The organism is Flavobacterium movens (assembly GCF_039581425.1).
Taxonomy (GTDB): domain Bacteria; phylum Bacteroidota; class Bacteroidia; order Flavobacteriales; family Flavobacteriaceae; genus Flavobacterium; species Flavobacterium luteolum.
Map to the genome: position 1 here is coordinate 56,075 of NZ_JBCPXY010000005.1, position 21,858 is coordinate 77,932.

At 34.9% G+C, this 21,858-nt stretch carries 15 protein-coding genes; 13 read left to right on the forward strand and 2 right to left on the reverse strand.

All coding sequences use genetic code 11. The features are described 5' to 3' along the window. Positions 1 to 304 precede the first annotated feature (304 nt). Positions 305 to 2,740 (reverse strand): TonB-dependent siderophore receptor, encoded by a 2,436-nt coding sequence (locus AAYQ05_RS10580; RefSeq protein WP_343543204.1) that lies wholly within the window; start codon positions 2,738 to 2,740, stop codon positions 305 to 307. 237 nt (positions 2,741 to 2,977) lie between these two features. Here AAYQ05_RS10580 and AAYQ05_RS10585 point away from each other — a divergent pair, with 237 nt between their 5' ends. The 3 genes from AAYQ05_RS10585 (at position 2,978) to AAYQ05_RS10595 (ending at position 7,306) form a co-directional block, all read left to right on the forward strand. After that, entirely contained in the window at positions 2,978 to 4,255 is a 1,278-nt protein-coding gene (locus AAYQ05_RS10585; protein ID WP_343543206.1) for an acetyl-CoA C-acetyltransferase, read from the forward strand. Between the two features lie 290 nt (positions 4,256 to 4,545). After that, positions 4,546 to 6,456 (forward strand): fumarate reductase/succinate dehydrogenase flavoprotein subunit, encoded by a 1,911-nt coding sequence (locus AAYQ05_RS10590; RefSeq protein ID WP_343543207.1) that lies wholly within the window; start codon positions 4,546 to 4,548, stop codon positions 6,454 to 6,456. A gap of 103 nt (positions 6,457 to 6,559) precedes the next feature. After that, positions 6,560 to 7,306 (forward strand): succinate dehydrogenase/fumarate reductase iron-sulfur subunit, encoded by a 747-nt coding sequence (locus AAYQ05_RS10595; protein ID WP_111376931.1) that lies wholly within the window; start codon positions 6,560 to 6,562, stop codon positions 7,304 to 7,306. A gap of 271 nt (positions 7,307 to 7,577) precedes the next feature. On the opposite strand, the gene AAYQ05_RS10600 is transcribed toward AAYQ05_RS10595, so the two are convergent. Continuing rightward, a complete protein-coding gene (locus tag AAYQ05_RS10600; protein WP_177209889.1) occupies positions 7,578 to 8,327 on the reverse strand; it encodes a 4-hydroxy-tetrahydrodipicolinate reductase in 750 nt (249 codons plus the stop codon). A gap of 362 nt (positions 8,328 to 8,689) precedes the next feature. Between AAYQ05_RS10600 and AAYQ05_RS10605 the strand changes: the two genes are divergently transcribed. The 10 genes from AAYQ05_RS10605 (at position 8,690) to AAYQ05_RS10650 (ending at position 21,848) form a co-directional block, all read left to right on the forward strand. Continuing rightward, on the forward strand, positions 8,690 to 9,100 hold the full coding sequence (locus AAYQ05_RS10605; RefSeq protein WP_343543209.1) for a DUF1810 domain-containing protein: 411 nt from the start codon (positions 8,690 to 8,692) through the stop codon (positions 9,098 to 9,100). A gap of 355 nt (positions 9,101 to 9,455) precedes the next feature. Further along, on the forward strand, positions 9,456 to 10,055 hold the full coding sequence (locus AAYQ05_RS10610; RefSeq protein WP_343543210.1) for an RNA polymerase sigma-70 factor: 600 nt from the start codon (positions 9,456 to 9,458) through the stop codon (positions 10,053 to 10,055). Positions 10,056 to 10,122: 67 nt separating this feature from the next. Next, positions 10,123 to 11,226 (forward strand): FecR family protein, encoded by a 1,104-nt coding sequence (locus AAYQ05_RS10615; RefSeq protein ID WP_343543212.1) that lies wholly within the window; start codon positions 10,123 to 10,125, stop codon positions 11,224 to 11,226. A 10-nt stretch (positions 11,227 to 11,236) separates the two neighbouring features. Continuing rightward, positions 11,237 to 14,593, forward strand: coding sequence for a SusC/RagA family TonB-linked outer membrane protein (locus AAYQ05_RS10620; protein WP_343543213.1), 3,357 nt, complete (start codon positions 11,237 to 11,239; stop codon positions 14,591 to 14,593). A gap of 4 nt (positions 14,594 to 14,597) precedes the next feature. Further along, complete coding sequence (locus AAYQ05_RS10625; RefSeq protein WP_343543214.1) at positions 14,598 to 16,058, forward strand: RagB/SusD family nutrient uptake outer membrane protein; 1,461 nt, start codon at positions 14,598 to 14,600, stop codon at positions 16,056 to 16,058. After that, entirely contained in the window at positions 16,045 to 17,508 is a 1,464-nt protein-coding gene (locus AAYQ05_RS10630; protein WP_343543215.1) for a hypothetical protein, read from the forward strand. Before AAYQ05_RS10625 ends, AAYQ05_RS10630 begins: the two co-directional genes overlap by 14 nt. Positions 17,509 to 17,605: 97 nt before the next feature. Next, complete coding sequence (locus AAYQ05_RS10635; protein WP_343543216.1) at positions 17,606 to 18,748, forward strand: cytochrome-c peroxidase; 1,143 nt, start codon at positions 17,606 to 17,608, stop codon at positions 18,746 to 18,748. Between the two features lie 664 nt (positions 18,749 to 19,412). Beyond that, positions 19,413 to 20,063 carry a VOC family protein gene (locus AAYQ05_RS10640; protein ID WP_343543217.1) on the forward strand — a complete coding sequence of 217 codons (651 nt, stop codon included), beginning with the start codon at positions 19,413 to 19,415 and terminating at the stop codon, positions 20,061 to 20,063. A 62-nt stretch (positions 20,064 to 20,125) separates the two neighbouring features. Further along, entirely contained in the window at positions 20,126 to 21,406 is a 1,281-nt protein-coding gene (locus AAYQ05_RS10645; protein WP_343543219.1) for a DUF6624 domain-containing protein, read from the forward strand. A 43-nt stretch (positions 21,407 to 21,449) separates the two neighbouring features. Further along, complete coding sequence (locus AAYQ05_RS10650) at positions 21,450 to 21,848, forward strand: tautomerase family protein (RefSeq protein ID WP_343543220.1); 399 nt, start codon at positions 21,450 to 21,452, stop codon at positions 21,846 to 21,848. The last annotated feature ends 10 nt before the right edge of the window (positions 21,849 to 21,858 follow it).

Consider the following 21,858-nt stretch of genomic DNA (forward strand, 5'->3'; position numbering starts at 1 on the left):
GGAGCTAAGACACAAAACCTTTTTTAAAGCCACAGATTAAAGGATTTTTTTTAGAAATTGAATAGCGTCCAGCTTTAGCTGGATGAAAATATAAATAAAAAATTAAAGGCTTTAGCCAAACATCACTAGTTTGGCTAAAGCCTTTTTTCAATCTTTATTTGTTACCTCCAGTTAAAACTGGAGGCAATTCAAAAGAAGTATGTATCTCAAAATCTTTGACTCTTTGAACTCTTTGACTCTTTGAACTCTTTGACTCTTTGTTCCTTAAACCTTAGAATCTTAGTCCCTCAGAACCTTAGCACCTTTAAAATTTATAAGTCACACCAACTCTAAAGTTTCTTGGCGCTTCAGTTTGCCAGTAATAAGCACTTAGCCACTCGTAGTACGAACCGCTGTAAAGATATCTGTCTAAAATATTGAATACGTTTGCCGTAACTTTAATTTTACCCGTTTCATAAGACAATCCACCGTCTAGTTTAAAGTAAGTTGGAAGTTTTACAACCCCTGGACTCCAAGTATCAGTCTGGCGTCCATCAAGGAAAGTTCCACCGATCGAAGCACCAAAACCTTTCAGTTTACCATTTTGAAGCGTATAATTCAACCATGCATTAGCCGTATGTTTAGCATATCCAGGCACAACATCTCCTACATTAATTTTATTAGCTTCAGAAACAGCTGGATCAATTTTAGTTACAATTGATTCTGTAAACGCATAATTTGCAATAAGATTTAGTCCGTCAAATATTTTTCCTCTTAAATCGAATTCAACACCGCGAGCTCTTTTTTCACCCAAAACTATTTTATATTGTTCATTTGGCTGATTATTAGGATCTCCCGTTAGCTCATTTTTCTTTAAGATATTATAAACAGACAAACTGGTATTCCAAGAACCATCAAACCAATCTTTTTTAAGTCCAAATTCAACATTATTTCCTGTAAGCGGTTTTACATCACCACTTCTTACTACACCCGATTGAGGCGTAAAAGCTTGATCATATAACCCGTAAATCGCAAAATCATCAGTAATAGAATAACTTAAACCCGCACGAGGTGTAATATGGCTATCTTCTTGTGGCTCATCATAACTACTCGTTTGGCTAATCCAAGTATATCTTGCAGCAAGAGTCAATCTCAATTTATTCTCTAAAAAACCAAGTTCATCCTGCACATATCCAGCCGCGTATTTCGAACCATAACGTCCTACTGCTCTTTGGCTTAACGGAGTATCGTGATCAAATTGCGGTAAACCATTAGATGGCGTGCCATAATTTGGATTGTAAACATTAAACGGATTTGCATAAGTATCCAAATCATGAGATTGTCCCCAATCTGCCATATAATCTTTACTTCCTAAATCTACTCCACCCAATACTTTATGAGAAACATTTCCTGTACTGAATTTTCCATTCAAAAAGATCTGTCCTAGATACATATTACTTTCCGCATCCCAAATACCAACATTTCTAATGATATCTCCTTTATCAAGAAAAACATCTGGAATTTTGTCTCCATCAGTATCTATTTCAGCTGGTCCAACTAAACTTGGCCAAGAGCTGTATCCTTGCTGAATATATTTAAAATAAGACGTTTGAGCTGTAAGTTTCCAATTTTCGTCAAACTTATGTTCGAACTGAAGATAACCGCTATGATCTTGAATGTTTGTATCAGGCAGTCCTGGCTGTGTCATTGTAAAATTACGAGGCAAAGTTGCATATCCATCAGATTTAGGTCCAAAAACATAGTACGAACCTACTTCAGTCATATTTGCGTATTGAAAATTATATTCGGCAGTAATTTTTGTTTTATCGTCAATCTGATACGAAATAACTGGAGCAATTACGTAACGGTCATTGTGCTCAAAAGGACGATGAGATCCTTTCTTTTGTGCTGCTCCATTAAATCTATAAAGCAATTTTCCTTTTTTATCTAATTTTCCGTCAAAATCGACACTAACTCTATAAAAATCATAGCTTCCGCCAAGAACGCTTACCTCACCTTTTGTTACTCCTGTAGGCTTTTTAGTCACCACATTATACAATCCGCTTGGATCACCGCTTGAAAGCATAAATCCAGCTGGACCTTTTACAAACTCGATATGATCAACAAAACTCATATCTTCTGTTAATGGTCCCCAGAAAGAAGAAACCACATTAAATCCGTTTCTAAAGGCTTGAATTTGAGAACCTCTCATGGTAATATTCGTATACAAATCACCCCAATGCTCCAAACGTACAGCACCACTCACATTACGAATTACACCATCGCTCATACTTGTAATTTGCTGGTCTTTTAAGGTTTGACCACTTACAATTTGTATGTTTTGAGGAATTTCTAAGACTGGCGTTTGAAGACGTAATGACAATGAAGGTTTATCCTGCTTGTATTTATTCTTTTTAATTACCACTTCTTCAAGATCTTGCTGACTTTCAGAAAGAGAAAAATTCTTAGTCGTGGTTTGTTTTGAGTTGACTACAATTTTATCCTCAACAGGCTGAATTCCTACTCCATTTAATACGATAGTGTATGTTCCTGGTTTTACATTTTTAATCTCATAATGTCCCGAAACAGTTGTAATATCTGAATATTTTGTTCCTTTTAATGCTACAGCAATATTTTCTGCAGGTTTATTGCCACTCAAAGAAACTTTCCCGTTTACAGTTCCAAGCTGTTGCGCCATCATATTTAATGAGCTCAAAAGCAGCACAAAAAGATAAACTTTGGCATTCATAATTATTTTCATTTGGTTTTGATTTTAAATTGAGCGACAAAAGTATATGCTAATCTTAACATTTCCAAATTATTTTAATTCATTCTAAATAAATATAAATTATTGTACTAAATACGTTAAAATAAAATTTGAAGCATTCATTTCTCTCCTATTTGCCGACAATCTTAATCTGCATTAAGCAGGAAACCAAAATCTATTTCTATCTTTATATTTCGAAATTTCAAAACCAAAAACAAATAACTTCCTGATATGAAATCAAATACAATAAGAAAAGTTGCCATTGTAGGCTACAACAGAATTCCTTTTGCAAGAGCTAATACAGCCTATTCTAATGTGGGAAATAAAGAAATGATGACCGCTGCACTCAATGGTCTTATTGATAAATACGATCTAAAAGGAAAGTTATTAGGCGAAGTTGCAGGAGGCGCAGTAATTAAACATACTTACGACAACAATTTGATTCGAGAATGTGTAATGCAAACCAGTCTAGATCCCGCAACACCTGCATGCGATTTACAGCAGGCTTGCGATACCGGAATTGAAAGCGCTATTTATATTGCCAACAAAATTGCACTTGGACAAATTGACTCAGGAATTGCCGGTGGTGTGGATTCAATCAGTGATATGCCGATTGCTGTAAGCGAAAAACTTAGAAAAGTATTGTTAGAAGCCAGACAAGCAAAATCATTAGGTTCAAAAATTAAAACGTTTTTAAAACTTCGTCCAAAAGATCTTAGTCCGTTAGTGCCTCGCAATGAAGAGTCGCAAACAGGACTTTCTATGGGCGGACATACTGAGATTACAGCAAAATATTATAAAATTTCGCGTGAAGACCAAGATGAGTTTGCTTTAAGAAGCCATTTGAATATGGCAAAAGCCTATGATGAAGGTTTCTTTGATGATATGATTACTCCTTTTAACGGATTAGAAAAAGATAATAATCTAAGAAGAGACAGTACAATTGAAAAACTAGCGAAATTAAGACCAGCGTTTGATAAAGTAAATGGCACTTTGACTGCAGGAAATTCAACTCCTCTAACAGATGGAGCTTCTTGTGTTCTTTTGGCTAGCGAAGAATGGGCAAAAGAACGAGGTTTACCAATTTTAGCTTACATCACTTTTGCAGAAATTGCAGCAATTGAATACGTTAAAAATCAACAGAATCTACTATTAGCACCTTTATTCGCTGCTTCAAGAATGTTAGAAAAAGCCGAATTAAATCTCCAGGACTTTGATTATTATGAAATTCACGAAGCTTTTGCTGCTCAGACTTTAGCCACTTTAAAAATTTGGGAAAGTCCAGAATTGAGTGCCGAAATTGGCTTAAAGAAACCACTAGGAGCAATAGATCGAAATAAACTAAATGTAAAAGGAAGCAGTTTGGCGGCAGCGCATCCTTTTGCAGCAACTGGTGGAAGAATTATTGGCGTAATGGCAAAACTGCTTAACGAAAAAGGTTCTGGAAAAGGATTAATTTCCATCTGTGCTGCAGGCGGACAAGGAGTTACCATGATAATCGAGAAATAATTTTTAAAAATACTTCAATTCAATTTTATAAATCTGCTGAATCTGCTAAATCTGCGAGCAAAATTACTCCCGCAGATTTAGCAGATTTGGCAGATTTTTTTGTCTCTATCAATTAAACCCGGCAGGTTTTAAAAACCTGTCGGGTTTGAATTTAAAATACACCTATTTGTATACTTAAAGTTCATTTTTGTTTAAATATACTCATACAAAAACAGCTAAATATCAATATTTTATACTAAATTTAGTTTTCTATTAAAGCTTTTGTATCAATTCATTTTAAACCACTAAAAATGATGGAATCAAAAATACCCGAAGGTCCTCTTGCTGATAAATGGAGTCTTTACAAGTCTAAAGCCAAATTGGTCAATCCCGCAAACCGAAAAAAACTAAATATAATCGTTGTCGGAACAGGTCTTGCAGGTGCTTCATGCGCGGCCTCTCTCGCTGAACAAGGTTATAATATAAAATCTTTCTGCTTTCAGGATTCTCCACGACGCGCGCATTCGGTTGCCGCTCAAGGCGGAGTAAATGCTGCCAAAAACTACAAAAATGATGGAGACAGCACCTACAGAATGTTTTATGACACTATAAAAGGTGGCGATTTTAGATCTCGTGAAGCCAATGTTTATCGTTTAGCCGAATGTTCTGCACATCTTATAGACCACGCAGTTGCACAAGGTGTTCCTTTTGCAAGAGAATATGCAGGATATTTAAACAACCGATCTTTTGGAGGTGTTCAGGTTTCTCGAACTTTTTATGCTAGAGGCCAAACTGGACAACAGCTTTTATTGGGCGCTTATCAAGCTTTAGAACGTCAAGCTTCTTTAGGAAAAGTGGCTTTGTATACCCGTCACGAAATGCTTGAACTCGTTGTTATCGATGGCAAAGCCAAAGGAATAATTGCACGAAATCTTGAAACAGGAATTTTAGAACGTCATGCTGCAGATGCCGTAGTTTTGGCCTCTGGCGGTTACGGAAAAGTATATTATCTGTCTACTTTAGCCATGGGCTGCAATAGCTCGGCGATTTGGCGCGCGCATAAAAAAGGCGCTTATATGGCAGGCGTGAGCTGGATTCAGTTTCACCCTACTTCACTTCCACAACATGGTGAAAACCAGTCAAAACTGACTTTAATGTCGGAATCACTGCGAAATGACGGACGTATCTGGGTTCCTAAAAAAGCCGCAGATGAACGAACTGCAAACGCCATTCCCGAAGAAGAACGCGATTATTACTTAGAACGCCGTTATCCTTCCTTTGGAAATCTTGCACCAAGAGATATTTCGTCAAGAGCCGCAAAAGAAAGAATTGATGCCGGTCATGGTGTTGGACCTATGAAAAATGCGATTTATCTCGATTTCTCGGATGCCATTAAAGCACAGGGAAAAGATAAAATCGAAGCCAAATACAGCAATCTTTTTGCGATGTACGAAAAGATTACAGGCATAAACGCTTATAAGGAACCAATGCTGATTTCGCCATCAGCGCATTTTACCATGGGCGGACTTTGGGTTGATTATGAACTTATGACTACTATTCCTGGTTTGTTTGCCTTAGGCGAAGCCAATTTTGCCGATCATGGTGCCAATCGTCTAGGAGCCAATTCACTGCTTCAGGCTTGTGTCGACGGTTATTTTATTGCGCCATATACAATCCCGAATTATTTGGCAGGTGAATTGAATTTACCCAAATCTGATATTTCGCATCCTGCATTTGAAGAAGCTGAGAAAACCGTAAGAAGACAGCTGGATCGCTTTTTACACACCAACGGAACACTTTCAGCAGATTATTTCCATAAAAAAATTGGTCGTCTTTTGTATGAAAAATGCGGTCTTTCGCGAAGCAAACAAAAATTGGAAGAAGCCTTAATCGAAATTCGTGAACTAAAAGCTTCATTTGAAAAAGATCTCAGAATTACGGGCGATAATACTTTAAACAGCGAACTTGAAAAAGCTGGACGAATTGCCGATTATATAGAATTAGCCGAATTAATGTGCTACGATGCCTTACAGCGTGAAGAATCGTGTGGCGCACATTTTAGAGAAGAATATCAAACCGCTGATGGTGAAGCTGTCCGCAATGACAATGAATTCTGCTATGTTTCTGCCTGGGAATGGAAAGGTTTAAATAACGAACCTGAACTTCACAAAGAACCATTAACCTTTGAATCGGTAGAACTTGCAGTGAGAAGCTATAAATAAATGGTGAATATTAATTGTGAATTGTTAATTGTAAATTATTAATTCACAATACTCATTCATAATTAACAATTCATAATTAACAATTCATAATTAACAATTATATATGAAACTTTATCTAAAAATATGGCGCCAGTTTAATTCTTCTACAAAAGGAGAGATGACAGATTATGAAATTGATGGAGTATCTGAACATATGTCGTTTCTAGAAATGTTGGATCTTTTGAACGAATCTCTGATTCAAAATGGAGAACGCGTAATCGAGTTTGATCACGACTGCCGTGAAGGAATCTGCGGTCAATGCGGTGTAATGATAAACGGACGCGCTCATGGTCCTTTAAAAAATACTACAACCTGCCAGCTTCATATGAGAAGTTTTAAGGATGGGGATACTATTTATATTGAGCCTTTTCGTGCTAAAGCTTTTCCTGTTCTACGAGATTTAAAAATTGACCGAAAAGCATTTGATTCCATTATTGCTTCAGGAGGTTTTATTGGCGCTGCTACAGGGCAGGCGCCAGAAGCAAACAGTATTCCGATTTCGTATGAAACTGCCGAAGCTGCTTTTGATGCTGCTGCTTGTATCGGGTGCGGAGCTTGTGTGGCTTCCTGTAAAAATGCCAGCGCCGCTTTGTTTGTTGGTGCTAAAATAACGCATTTAGCGCTTTTGCCACAAGGAAAATTAGAAGCACAAACACGTGCAGTTTCGATGGTAAAACAAATGGATGAAGAAGGTTTTGGAGCGTGTTCTGATACGAGAGCCTGCGAAATAGAATGTCCGCAAGGTATTTCAGTGCTTTCTATTGCTAAAATGAATTTAGAATATATGAAGGCTTTGACTTTTAGGAAATAATTTTTTTTTGCCGCTAAGACACAAAGGCGCAAAGTTTTTCTTTTTTAAGGTTTTTTAAGTTTTAAAGCTTTGCGACTTTGCTCCCGATAGCTATCGGGATTGCGAGATTAAAATATACATTGCGCTTATCCTTCGACTCCGCTCAGGAAGACAAACACAATCCAATCATTTTTTCAATAAAAAACTTTGCGTCTTAGCTCCCGATAGCTATCGGGATTTCGAGATTAAAAAAAAACTTAGTGCCTTTGTGTCTTAGCGGCAAAAAACAAACTTAAACCGTAAAATAAGGCGTCAGAATATCTTCAAAATTATATAATCCTTTTTCTTTCTCTTTTAGATTTTCGGCCACAAAAATAACTCCGTTTCCAAAAGCTTCTCTCGAAATCGATTCGTGAATTAAACGCACGGTTTGAAAAGGAAAACCAAAAATAACTTCGTGTTTTCCAACGATTCCTCCTGCCCTAACAGAATTAATGTTTTCCTTGTCAACGTCTAGTGCTTCGGCAATTTTTACTGCTGTTCCAGATGTTCCCTGTTTAGTTTTAAAATGCTCTTCGTTTACTTCGATATCCACCCAAGGTGCAATTTTCTTTAAAAATTTAGCGGCAAATAATAAATAATTTACTCCTAAAGTAATATTCGGCGACCAAAATACTGTAGTTTTCTTAGCCAGTTTCTTTAAAAAATCTAGTTCTTTATCTTTATAATGTGAGATTGCCGAAATGATTTTTATATTCTTTTTGGCTGCCGCTTCTCCGTAAGTATAAATTCCCTGATGCGATGAAAAATCAATAATAACGTCGACAGGATGTTTATCTAATAATTCCTCGATCGAAGTTTTAGAACTAGAATAGATTAAGCCGGGTTCTTCTGACTGCACTCCAAAAAATTCTGGTACCGATCTGTGTTCCAAAACTGTACTTTGTCTTAAAACCCATTCCAAGCAGAATTTTTTATTTTCTAATAATATTGAAGCTACTGATTTTCCAGTTTTTCCGAATCCGATTAATCCTATTTTCATAAGCATGTTATTTTTTATGGGCGAGACTGCCCGGTTGAAAAATATTGATATTATAAAGAAGTAAATATCAATTCTAATTTTAAAGAATACAGCAGTTTTAGAAACCGCTTGTTCATAAAAATAGGAAAATCATAACAGAATCACCAACTAAAACTTCATTTTATAACAATAAAATCATTTATTAATACGATTTTATCTGTTAATGCAAAATAAATCTATCCAATTTTACGCCGAATCGCTTTTCTAAATTATTCTGCTTAAAATGTTAAAAAATGGCATTAAAAAAAGAATCTGCCTCTATACAAGTAAACATATTTTGACTAGATTTATGGCCTGATACCCCAAATAAATATCAGTAAGTAATGGCCTACAACAATAATGGACTGCTTCGTTTTTTAGATGCTCAGAATAAATTGTATCTGACAGCTCTAGACGAAATCAAGAATGGTAAGAAAGAATCTCCTTGGATGTGGTTTATATTTCCGCAGATAAAAGGAATGGGTTCTAGTGATACTTCCAAATTTTACGAAATCAAAAATGCCGATGAAGCAATTGCTTTTTTAGAGCATCCAATTCTAGGAAAACATCTTATAGAAATCACTTCTGAACTAATCAAAAAGGAAGAAAATGTTTCTGATATTTTTGAAAGCATTGACTTAGAAAATCTTCAATCCTGTATGACATTGTTTGCCAGCGTTCAAAATACAGAACCAATTTTTCAGGAAGTGCTTCACAAACACTTTGATGGTTCATCCGATTTTCATACACTGTAATTATTGTATAGCAATCTTTGATATTTTTTGAAACCGCTTATTTAACCGCAAAGAGCGCAAAGATTTATTCTATACAAAGCTTTATTAAAACGCAAAGTTCGCAAAGCTTTGGTAAAAAACTTTGCGAACTTTGCGTATCCCGATAGCCATCGGGATTGCGCTCTTTGCGGTTGACTTAGCAGTCAAATTAGCAGTTAAATAAACCTATTCTGAATAATTTCTTCAAGAAAGGTCTTTATTTTTATTTTATTTAGAATTAATATAAATAAACTTTTATATTTGCCGCTTTCTGAGCAAAATTGAGTTATTTTTAGAATTTACTTAATATTGCTTTTTTCAAAGTAAATTTCGTTTAATGAATGATAATGCCCGTTACGAATTAGATCTTTTCCATTCCTTTAAGGAAGGCGACGAAACTGCATTCAAGTTTTTTTACGATAAATACTTTAGAAGAATCCAGTCTTTCAGCGTTCAGTTCATTTATGATCAGGACGAAGCCGAAAATCTGGCTCAGGAAGCCTTACTACACTTATGGCAAAATAAAGAAAATGTGGAATCTATTAACGGAATTCAGGCTTTCTTGTTTACCTATGCCAAATCAAAATGTTTGAATTTAATTCGCCACAATAAAGTGAAGGACAAATTCAAAAATGACCTCTTAAACCACAAAGAGCGAGAATTGGATATTGAGGTTTTAAACTCTATTCAGTTCGACACTTTAGAATTAACCGAGTTAGAACGTATTATTCAGGAATCTATTAGCGATCTGCCACCAAAAACGCGAGAAGTTTTTATAAAAAAACGTTTCGAGAATAAAAAAAATGCAGAAATCGCCGAAGAAATGGGAGTTTCTTTAAAAGCTGTCGAAGCCCATATGACAAAGGCTTTGAAGATTTTAAAAACCCGATTATCTGATTATTTGTTCTTAATTTTTATCCTTATTTATAATAATTAAGAATAAAAGGTAGGGTATTTTAATTCTGAGGTGTACTTATAATGGCGAGAAGTTTTAAAACGCAAATATGACATCGGAAATAATACATAAATACCTTTCTAATGAAGCTTCAGAACAAGAAGTTCAGGCACTTTTTGATTGGATTGAGGCATCAGAAGAAAACAAAAAACAATTTATAAAAGCGAAAAAGATTTGGGCATTGACCACTCTTTTTTCTGATTTATCTATTGAAACGGTTCCGGTAATCCAGATGAAACCAAAAAATAGCATTAGACAGTATTTACAATATGCTGCGATATTTTTAGTGTTCTTAGGGTTAGGAACGACTTTTTACTTATTTAACAGCAAATCTGAAACTCCAAAAGAAATTGTTCTGGAATTGGGCGACGGCCGTCTGGAATATATATCTGGAAAAAAAGAAACCGCATTGTTAAATGACAAAGGTGATTTGATTGCCAAAAAATTTCCGACTGAAATTATTTATTTTGGTAAAGTTCAGGACCATAAAGTGATTTACAACACACTTTCGGTTCCATACGGAAAACGCTTTAAACTTAAACTTTCAGATGGTACTATTGTAAGTTTAAATGCCGGCAGTTCTTTGCGTTATCCGGAACAATTTGGCCTAAACGGAAACAGAAATGTATACTTGACCGGTGAAGCATTTTTTGAAGTAGCCAAAGATCAAGAGCATCCGTTTGTTGTAAACGCCAATCAGGTTGATATTAAGGTTCTTGGGACAAAGTTTAATGTGAGCGCTTATCCCGAAAATCCTACTGTTAACAGCACTTTAGTAGAAGGAAGCATCCAAATGTCAGAAACCGCAGATCCTTCGAATGTTATTTTGCTTGAGCCAAATCAAATGGCAACTTGGCAAAATAATGCTAAAAAAATTACCCTCAAAAATGTTGATGTTTCCCTTTACGCTGCCTGGACAAAAGGAGAACTGGCATTTAAAGACACCCCATTTTCTACAATCGCTAAAATTATTCAGCGTACCTACGACGTTGAAATTATCAATGAAAATTCTGATTTGGCCAGACAGAATTTTACTGGTACAATAAATATTAGCGAATCTAGTGTCGAGAACATTTTAGATCTCCTAAAACGCGACACGCCTTTTAATTATTCCATTAAACAAAAAACGATTACCATCACCAATCCGCGATAAATAAATAAACATGACATTTACGATACAGCCCGCTTTAAGAAAAATTCTGTTTTTCTTAGCCCTCCTCATATCTGGATTTAAAGGATTTTCTCAGAATAAACTCATAACATTACATGCAAAAAACAAACCTATAAACCTAATTATCAAATCTATTGAAGAGCAAACCGATTTTAGGATCATTTATAATGCTAGAAAAATCGATGCCGATCAGCTTGGTGATTTAGATGTAAATAATGTCAGTTTAGAAACGGCTTTAACGCAGTTATTAAAAGATAAAAACATTTCGTTTTACATTCAGAAAAAACAAGTTCTTTTAACGAGTTCAATTTCTGATAGTCCAAATAATACTGTTCAGGAAACGCAGCGAATGATTAGCGGAACGGTTTACAATGCAAAAGACAGACAGCCTCTTCCAGGCGCTTCTATTCGCATAAAAGGAACTGGAATGGGCGCTATAACCGATTTCAACGGAAAGTTTGTTTATCAGCTAAAAGGAAGCAATATCGAAAATCTGGTTCTTGAAGCTGGATTTTTAGGAATGGAAAGTCAGTCGCAAAAAGCAGAAGACAAAAAAACGTTTGTTTTTTATCTTCAGGAAACTACCGATGAGCTGAATCCTGTTGTGATTACTTCTTCTTACGGCACAACGAAATTAAAAGAAGAAATTGTTGGAAGTATTTCGACTTTACAGGCAAAAGATATTGCGGTTGAACAGGCTTCTGAAAGTTTTGATAAAATGATTACGGGGCAGATTGCCGGAGTTATGGTTGAAAATACTTCGGGCGTTGGCGGTCCGGTTAAAATCAATATTCGCGGACAAGGTACTTTGTCTTCTTTAAGTGGCGCCATTACTGGAACTTCGTCTCAACCTCTTATTATTATTGATGGTGTTGTAATGAGCGAAGAATATGCTATTGACAGTGCCAATTTTAATGGAAATGGCGATTATGCCGAAAATCTAGCGAATCCGTTAATGAAAATTGCTCCAGAGAATATTGAAACTATTTCTGTTTTAAAAGATGCTGCAGCGGTTGGTATTTATGGTGCTGACGGAGCTAATGGTGTAATTTTAATTACAACCAAAAAGGGTAAAAAAGGAAAAACACAATTTGGTTTCTCCAATCAGCTGGGAGTTTCTTCTGCCATAAATCAGATTAAATATTTAAACGGAGAACAATATACAGAACTGCGAAATGAGTTCATGAAAAATACTACTCCAGGTTATGTTCCTGTTTCGTACAATGGTATCAATACCGATTGGTTTAATATATTAAATCGTGCAGGAATATACAATAAGTATAATTTTAATGTTTCGGGTTCTACTTCTAAATTTTCGTATAGAACTAATGTAAGCTACACCAAAATCGATGAACCGCAGATTGGCAATGAAACCAAACAGTTAAACGCGGGAATTAATTTGGGTTACAACTCTGGCAAATGGGATATCAATTTGATGCTGAATCCTAGTTATGTGCAAAAAGATGCTCCAAATATCTTTTATAGTTTCGCCTACCTTCCAACGCTTGCCTTGTATAATGCTGATGGTTCGTATGCCAATTTGGGCGTAAGCGGTACAACAAGAGGAAATCCTTTAGCGGCAATTGAGCAAAATAAAAACGAAGCACAGACTTTTGGTCTTTTAGGGAGTTTGAATTTGTCTTATAAACTCAATAAAAATATTAAATTTTCGACTCTTTTTGGTATGGATTATACCGATAAAGAACAGGATCGCTATTTTTCTGCAGCCAATGAAAGCGGCCAGTCTAACGGTACTTTTATGTTGGATGGAATTTCGCGCCCAGCTTGGGGTCGTCGTGTTATCAATCAGAGAAATTCTACCAAATGGAACTGGCAAGGACAAGCTTTATTCAATAAACAATGGAACGAAACTCATGAAATTGATGGTGTAGTGGGTTTTGAACTTGCTGAGGATAAAACTGATTTTAATTATAAAGCTGGAATTGGATTTTTAAACCCAGAATACATTCATAAAGTTTCTGAAGCAATACGAGACGATAATCCAGATACGCCTAAAGATGAATCTACAGATGGACAGAGTTATAGAAACGAAATTAGCTATAACTCGAGAGTTTCTTTGTTCTCGCAAGTAAACTACAATTACAAAAAACGCTATTTCTTATTGGCCAATTATCGTCGTGACCAGAGTTCTGTTTTTGGAGATGATACCGATGTGGCTCATAACGGTGGTTTGGGCGCTGGATGGATTATTAGCAATGAAAATTTTCTGAATTCTAATTCTTGGATTGATTTCCTGAAATTAAAAGCCAGTTATGGTACAACAGGAAATTCTAAAATTGGTTCGTACCGATCTAAAGGTTTGTACAATATCAGCCAAAATGGATACAATGGCGATATAGAAGCAACGCCTGGAGCGGCGCCAAACGGTAGATTAAGTTGGGAAAAAAACACAAAATTCAATGCTGGATTTGATTTTAATGTTTTCAAAAGAATCGAATTGACTTTAGAATACTACTATGATAATAAAAGCAATTTAATTACAGCCCGAGACATTCCTACTGAAACGGGTTATAGTTCAATACAATTAAATGCTGCAAGCATGTACAACAAAGGTTTTGAACTTACTACAAGAATTAAATGGATAAAAAGCAACGCCTTTAAATGGACAACAGCGTTCAATATTTCTACAGTAGACAGCAAAGTAACCGATTTAAAAGGTTTAGGAAGCGACTATTCTGTAGCAAATCTTGCATTGGCACAAAAAATTGGCTACAGCACTACAACATTGTGGGGAGTTAAATGGGTTGGCGTAGATCCTGCTACTGGAAGAGATCTTGTTCAGAAAAATGGTCAAGTTTACGATGCTAAAACATATGGTGAATTATACACAATCGCTGACTGGGAACCTATTGGAGACAAACAGGCAGATGCTTACGGAGGTTTCTATAATAATTTTACGTTTTACAATAATCTTACTTTATCGATTAGAGGCGATTACCAAATTGGCGGAGACTTTTTAGCATCAAGTGTTCTTATTGATCAGTATAATGTAACAACAAACAGAAATCTTTCTGTAAATGCTTATGATTATTGGAGAAACCCAGGTGATAATGTTACACAATCTGCCGTGACACTTTCGCCAATTATAACCAACTTAAGTAAATACGTTTACGATGCCACTTACATCAGAATCAGCAATATTAATCTAAGCTATAACGTACCGTTAAAAAATACTTTTCTAGATGCACTTTCTGTTTTTGCCGATGCTACCAATGTGGCATATTGGTACAAAGAAAAAAGTCCAAAAGGAATGAACGGCGTACGTGAATACAGTTACATCTATCCACAGGCAAGAACAATTTCGTTAGGAGTTAATGCTAAATTTTAAGAAAATGAAATATTCAAAATACCTATCCATATTTTTTCTACTATTTTCATTGCAAAGCTGCAGTGACTTTTTAGAACAAGAACCAGGAACACAAACCTCTATAGACGAACTTTTGCAGAATAAAACAGGGGTTCTGCAAGCGCTTAGAGGGCTTTATTCTTCACTAGAAGCCAATGTTCGACCAGAACGTTATGCTGTTTATGCAGATTTACAAGGCGGAAATATAAAATTCGCACCAATTGCAACAGGAAGTCTTAGAGGACAGATTTCGACACCATCCAATGTTGAACAAGTATATTCTTTTGATGATCAGGCATTGACGAGTAATTACAAATCATTTTACGATGAGAGCTATGATATTATAAATCAGGCAAATCTAATTTTAGAATATACTCCTTCCCTAACAGATGCTACCGATGCAGAGAAAAATCAGATCAAAGCAGAAGCATTGGCTATAAGAGCTTATACGCATTTTCTTTTATCGCTGGTTTACAGTCAGGATTATAAATACACTGCAGATGCTTCGCATTTAGGAATCGTTTACAGTACAGCATCTATAAAAGCCGGAATACAATATCCTGCACGTAAAACCGCTGCAGAAACGTATGCTTTACTTATCAATGATCTGCAGACTGCCATTGCTAATTATTCGGATAACTCTTTGCTTTCTGGCGCTGCGTATTCTTTTTTCAATCAAAAAAACACAAAAGCTTTATTGGCCAGAGTTTATCTTCAAAAAGGAGATTGGGCAAATGCTTACGAAACAGCAAATGATGTTATTGCCAATTCTGGAACCGTTTTAACCAGTAAAGAAAACCTAGTTGCAGAATGGGCAAAACCAGATCTTCCAATTTCAGAAATTCTGCTTGAATTTTCAATTCCGAAAGATAGCGAAAACAATGTTTCAGGGTCAATGTCTAAAGTATTTGGCTATAGTACAGATTTGAGTTTTGAAAAATATACCGCTTCAAATGATTTGATTAATTTATATGAAAACAATGATTTAAGAAAGCAGCTTTTCTTAGTAAAACCACTTTTCACGCTAGTTGATGGCGTTCAGACTTACGTAAATTACAGTTTTACCAAAAAGTTTCAAGACAATGCAGGTTATGTTGCTTTCAGACTTAGCGAAATGTATTTGATTCGTGCCGAAGCAGCTTTACAAACCAACAGGGCTGAAATTACAATGGCAGACATTAACACGATTCGCGCCCGCGCCAATGCTTCATTACTGACCAATACAGCAAATCTAAAAGAAGATATCTTTTTAGAAAGAAGAAAAGAATTGTGTTTTGAAGGCTTTTTGTTCTTCGATATTGCCAGAAACCATAAAGATGTTTCTAGAACCGATGGCTGTCTTGCAAATGTGTGCAGTTTGACTTATCCGTCTTTAAAATATGTACTGCCAATTCCAACATTCAATACTAATCTTAACCCAAACTTGCAGCAAAATGACTCGTATTAAGATATTTAGCTTATTATTTACCGCCCTATTATACATTTCCTGTTCCAAAGACGATTATAAATTAGGTTCTGAAATTGATCCATATTTAAGATTTAACTTCTTGGTAAAAGCAGATAATTCTCCGCTCGAATATCCAGCTATAAACGGAAATTTAGTTCCTCAATCTACTTATGAAAACAAATCTGTAAAAACATTAAAAGTTCCTGTAACTCTTACCACTCGTTTCTTAAAAGAAGCCGTTACAGCCAATTTTAGTTCAGAAACAACTGGCGTTGCAAATAGTTTTAGCGTAAATCCGGTAAATCAGCTTTCATTTCAAGGAAACAGACTAACCGATACTATTTTTGTTTCTTTTGATAAAAGATGGACTGCAAATCAAAGTATTAATCTAAAGCTTGAAACGGTTTCTGATCCTGATATTCATATCGGGAATTTAAATTCGGCCTATCCAAACAATACTTTCAAAATAGATTTAGGAACGATTGCCACCAATTATACTTTTCCGGTAACGCAATATAATATGAAAGGCGAAGTAGGCGAAACAATCGATTTTAAAGTAAATTTTCCAAATGGTTTCTTTCCCGAGGAAATTGAAAACGCTAACTTTTTCAAGTTTCAAAATGGTTTTGAATATTCTTTAACGCATGATGATTTTGGAGATAACAGAAGTTCTGTGACGTATCATTTAACTCTTTTAGAAGATCTTCAAAATGATGATGCCCGTTACGAATCGAAGATTACTTTAATAAATATTCCTAATTACACTGCTACAGGAAATACCAATCTAACTATCGTAAAACCAATAAAATCTCCGAGAGATATTCAGGCCAATCCAGCATCTAAATTTACAGATCCAACAAATGCCTTTTATCTGACTTATGGCGAACATTGGTTTAATAATAATGGAAACTGTACATGGCAGACTTTTAATGCTTTAACTTATCCAGTTGTCGTTACCAAAGACGATCCAAACGCCATTTTATATAGCGATAAAGGCACCACAAACCCTAACGATGACATTTACCACGATGCCTTCAAAATCGGATTTAACGTTTCTAGCGGGACAAATACAGTCAACTCTTTTGGCTTAAAAAGATGGTTTTCTAACGAAAGTAACTCTGCGGCAATTTCGCCTGGATTTAATATCACTTCGGCTTTGGAGTTTTTCCCAGCAAATGGAAATAGCAAAACAGAAGGAACCGTTCTCGTGATTCCGCAAGATATTACGATCGGATCAAGCGCTGCAAATACGCATGTTATTGCCATTTCTGGAGAAGGGACATATAAAGAAATCAGCGCAGGTTTATATGAAATTTCATTTGAATTAAAACTGACCAACGATAAACTGTTTGGAGGAACGGTTTCGACACAATACAGAATGTACAATAACAAAACATATCCAAAACCAACAGCATTGAGCATTTCATGTCCTAAAGAAGTTTCTCTTTAATATGAAAATGGTTTCAAGTTTCAAGTTTCACGTTGCAACAGAACGTGAAACTTGAAACCTGAAACAAAAAAGAACAAAAAACAAAAACCAAAAAGAATTGAAAAAACTAATCTTCCCTCTCCTATTCTTACTTGGATTATCGGCTTATAAAACAGCCGAAGATCCCGATTATATTGACATTCAGGAATTACGGAAACTGTATTCCAGCGGAGATTTGTCAAAATGGCCTGCTGCAGAATTACACGAAAATGTCGATAAAGCCAAATTTCAGGATATTGGCGTTTTGCCTGCGGTTCCGTATCCGGCTTATAATCCGTATTCTAAAGAAAAGGAAAGTTTAGGGAAAATATTGTTTTTTGATGCGAGGTTGTCTAAAAGCGGACAAATTGCGTGTGCTTCCTGCCATAATCCTGAATTGGGTTGGACGGATAATTTAACGCGTTCTTTTGGCCATGATCGCCAAACTGGAAAACGCAATTCGATGACAATTTTGAACTCGGCGTATGCAACTTCTCTGTTTTGGGACGGACGCGCGTCAAGTCTCGAAGATCAAGCACAATTTCCTGTTCAGGATCCTTTAGAAATGAACGAAAAACTGACGATTGCCGTTGATAAAATTGCAAAAATTAAAGGGTATAATTCTTTATTTACTGCCGCTTTTGGCGATAAAAAAGTAACTTTAGAAAGAATTCAATACGCCATTGCCACTTTCGAAAGATCAATCAATAGTCCGAAAAGTAAATTTGATCAGTTTGTAAGCGGAAAATCAGACGCATTTACCGATCAGCAAGTAAAAGGAATGCATTTGTTTAGAACCAAAGCACAATGCATCAATTGCCATAATACGCCTTATTTCAGCGACAATCAGTTTCATAATGACGGACAAACTTTATTTGGAACAAAAAATGAAGATTTCGGACGTTATAATGTGACGAAAGAGGTAAAAGATATTGGCAAATTTAGAACGCCAACGCTCCGTGAAGTCGTAAACACAAAACCATGGATGCATCACGGACATTTTCCAACCTTATTGGATGTTGTCGAACTATACAATTTAGGAAATCCGTCTCCTGTTCAAAAGAAATACTTAGGAACTGCAAGAGATTCACTTATTCCAAAAGCAGATCCAATGCTTAGAAAACTAGATTTGAGCAAAGAAGAAATCAGCGATTTACTCGCATTTATAGAAACTCTAAGCACTCCAACAAGACGAACTATAATTCCAGAAATGCCAAAATAAGTTAGTTGATGGATTTGCATTTGCCCCAAAATTTGCAAATTTTCTAAGCCCATTTCTTTACGAAATGGGCTTTTTTATTTTAGAAATATTTATTCTAAAAACTAAATAAATATTATCCATTTCAGCTATTAAATCTTGAGTACTTTTCTTCTTTCTCAACTTTTCTTAAATCGTGAAATATAATCGAGTAATAAAATTGAATTCATATGTAAAACCCCAGCGGGGTGAAATATTTATAGAATTACAATAAGACGAATAAAAAAAGCTCCGGAGGTGCGACATATTTTTTTTGCAACCTAAATATATGTCGCACCTCCGGAGCTTTATATTGTAAACGTTTATTCTTTGCTATAAATATTTCGCTTCTCCGAAGCTTACAAAAATAGAGCTATGCTTTTGAAAAAGCGATTTTTTTAAACTCAACGATTACAAATTCAAAAATTTTAAAATGAAAGTTTTTTAGATAATCTTGCAACAATGACTGTTTGTGTTTTTTGTAACTTTATTAAAACATTTAAAAAGATGCAATTTAACTTCAGCCAATACTTATTTACTATCCTTTCATTGACGTATAAAATAGCGTTGCATCCTTGATATCACGGGCATTTTCTAAATTTGTTTATCATTCAAAAGAAGCTTTTTTCTTTTATAAAAAATTATTGTCATGAGAATAGATCAGATACAAATTAAAACAAACGATATTCAAAAAACGAAAGCATTTTATCAGAACATTTTTGGGCTTTTCATTCTGGAAAATGACCAAAAATCGATAACATTCCAAGCAGGAACTTCTATTTTAAAATTTGTCGAAGACAAAGAGTTTAATTCCATATATCATTTTGCTTTCAATATTCCCGAAAATCAGCTTGAAGAAGCTATTCAATGGTGCAAAGACAAAGTTGATTTAATTGTTTTAGAAGATAAAAGTGTCGTTACGAATTTCGAAAATTGGAATGCACATTCTATTTATTTCTTTGATCACAACGGAAATTTACTCGAATTCATTGCTCGACATGATCTTAACAACGAACAAATTGGAGAATTTAACGCTACTTCTATTTTAAACATTAGCGAAATCGGAATTGTTACGGAAAGTCCATTACAATTAGGAAATCAATTAATTGAAGAACACGGATTGCATTTCTTTTCTCAAAATACTAATACCGATAAATTTGCTGCAATTGGCGATCATGAAGGCTTATTAATTCTGGTGCAACCTACTAGAAATTGGTATCCAACTCAAATTCCTTCTGAAAGTAATCCGGTAAAAATTACTTTGGAGAATAATGAAAACATAATTGAATTGGATTTTTAAAACGTTTTGTTTCAAATACATAAAAATATAATTTGTATTTTCATCTTACAAAAGGTGAAAAAATGAGTTTAAAATATCTGAAACAATTTGGATTTGTCTTATTGCTATTTAGTTTTTATACTTCTAAAGCGCAAAACAATATCGAATACGAAGCTTTAATTGCAGAAGCTTCGTTACTACATCTTCAAAAAGATTATAAAAACGCTATTCCAAAACTAGAAAAGGCATTTTCAATTGAAAAACCCGATGCTTTAAGTGCCTACAAAGCGGCTGGAATGTATTCGCTTGACGAAAATAATACAAAAGCATTTCAGTATTTAAATTTTTCATTGGATAAAGGTTGGACCGAAGCAGACCAATTATTGATCGATCCATATTTTGATTTCATTCGAAATAATTATCCTGAAGAATGGAAAGCCATAACGCAAAAAGCGCATTTAAAAGAAAAAGAATATGAAAAAACGCTGGAGCTGCCAGAACTTCGAAAGCAAATTATTGCAATGGGAATTGAAGATCAGAGAATACGATATTCTAAAATTCAAACTTCTGATCCTGCGCAATTGAATGAATTACAGCAGAAGATTAACGAGTTAGATTTTAAAAATCTTTCGACCGCAAAAGAGATTTTGAAAAATCACGGCTGGCTCAAAATATCTCAAATTGGTAAAGACGGCGCTCATAATTTCTGGCTGATTGTACAACATTCAGATCAAGATATTCTATTTCAAAAAGCGGCTTTACATGAAATGGAAAAATTAAAAGAAACCAAAGAACTCGACATGGAAAATTATGCCTTTTTATATGATAGAGTTCAATGTAATCTCAATTACAAGCAACTTTACGGAACGCAAGTAAATTGGACCCAAAACGGTGAAGCATCAGGTTTTAGAGGAATTTTAAAAGAAAATGAAACCGATAAAAGACGAACCGCTTTAGGTCTGCTTCCTTTAAAGATTTACGCGCTAAATTATGGTTTTAATTATACGCTCCCGACAGCTTCTGATGCTTCAGAAAAGAATAAAAAAGATATAGAAGACACTTTAAGTCTTATCAACTTGGCTAAAAAATATTATGCCACAAAAGAATTTCAGAAAGTATATGAAAACTACAATAACGCCTCAATGATTCTGGGCGGAATGACAAGCAACCAAAACTTTGAAGCTGCGGAACTTTTCGGTAAAATTTACAATCAGACCAATGAAGAGCAATATCGAAGTATTGCTTTAGATTTTTTAAGTTTAAATCACCTTAGAGGCGATTTAAACTTAAAATCATTATTATCTAATGCCGCATTTCAAAAATTCTATTCTGAAAATCGATGGAAGGATATAATCAATAAATAATTTGATTTTTGTACTTTTATTGTTGATTAAAAAACTGAATAAAATGCCATTTGTTAGAATCAGTCTTCCCAAAAAGCTTTCGCTTGAAACAAAAAATACTATTTCTGAAGCTGTTCATCAATCTTTAGCCGAAGAATTTAATATTCCTGTCGATGATTATTTTCATGTGATTGAAGAACTAGAACCGCATCAATTAAAATATCCTAAAAGTTATTTAGGAATTTCGCATTCTGACGAAATCATTTTTGTGCAAATAACTGCAGGACAAGGAAGAACTTTAGAGCAAAAGAAAAAACTATATCACCAAATTGCTTCGAAAATTTCGGCTTCAACTGAAATCTTAATCAACAACATAATTATTGTTTTACTAGAAAATAATGGTCATGAAAATTGGTCTTTTGGTAATGGAGAAATTCAAGAGCAAAAACATTTAAAAAAATAAGTAAAAAGCC

Bases quoted from the DNA above. Each gene is read 5' to 3' on its own strand.
- AAYQ05_RS10580 (WP_343543204.1), bottom strand. From the start codon at position 2,740: ATGAAAATAATTATGAATGCCAAAGTTTATCTTTTTGTGCTGCTTTTG.
- AAYQ05_RS10585 (WP_343543206.1), top strand. From the start codon at position 2,978: ATGAAATCAAATACAATAAGAAAAGTTGCCATTGTAGGCTACAACAGA.
- AAYQ05_RS10590 (WP_343543207.1), top strand. From the start codon at position 4,546: ATGATGGAATCAAAAATACCCGAAGGTCCTCTTGCTGATAAATGGAGT.
- AAYQ05_RS10595 (WP_111376931.1), top strand. From the start codon at position 6,560: ATGAAACTTTATCTAAAAATATGGCGCCAGTTTAATTCTTCTACAAAA.
- AAYQ05_RS10600 (WP_177209889.1), bottom strand. From the start codon at position 8,327: ATGAAAATAGGATTAATCGGATTCGGAAAAACTGGAAAATCAGTAGCT.
- AAYQ05_RS10605 (WP_343543209.1), top strand. From the start codon at position 8,690: ATGGCCTACAACAATAATGGACTGCTTCGTTTTTTAGATGCTCAGAAT.
- AAYQ05_RS10610 (WP_343543210.1), top strand. From the start codon at position 9,456: ATGAATGATAATGCCCGTTACGAATTAGATCTTTTCCATTCCTTTAAG.
- AAYQ05_RS10615 (WP_343543212.1), top strand. From the start codon at position 10,123: ATGACATCGGAAATAATACATAAATACCTTTCTAATGAAGCTTCAGAA.
- AAYQ05_RS10620 (WP_343543213.1), top strand. From the start codon at position 11,237: ATGACATTTACGATACAGCCCGCTTTAAGAAAAATTCTGTTTTTCTTA.
- AAYQ05_RS10625 (WP_343543214.1), top strand. From the start codon at position 14,598: ATGAAATATTCAAAATACCTATCCATATTTTTTCTACTATTTTCATTG.
- AAYQ05_RS10630 (WP_343543215.1), top strand. From the start codon at position 16,045: ATGACTCGTATTAAGATATTTAGCTTATTATTTACCGCCCTATTATAC.
- AAYQ05_RS10640 (WP_343543217.1), top strand. From the start codon at position 19,413: ATGAGAATAGATCAGATACAAATTAAAACAAACGATATTCAAAAAACG.
- AAYQ05_RS10645 (WP_343543219.1), top strand. From the start codon at position 20,126: ATGAGTTTAAAATATCTGAAACAATTTGGATTTGTCTTATTGCTATTT.
- AAYQ05_RS10650 (WP_343543220.1), top strand. From the start codon at position 21,450: ATGCCATTTGTTAGAATCAGTCTTCCCAAAAAGCTTTCGCTTGAAACA.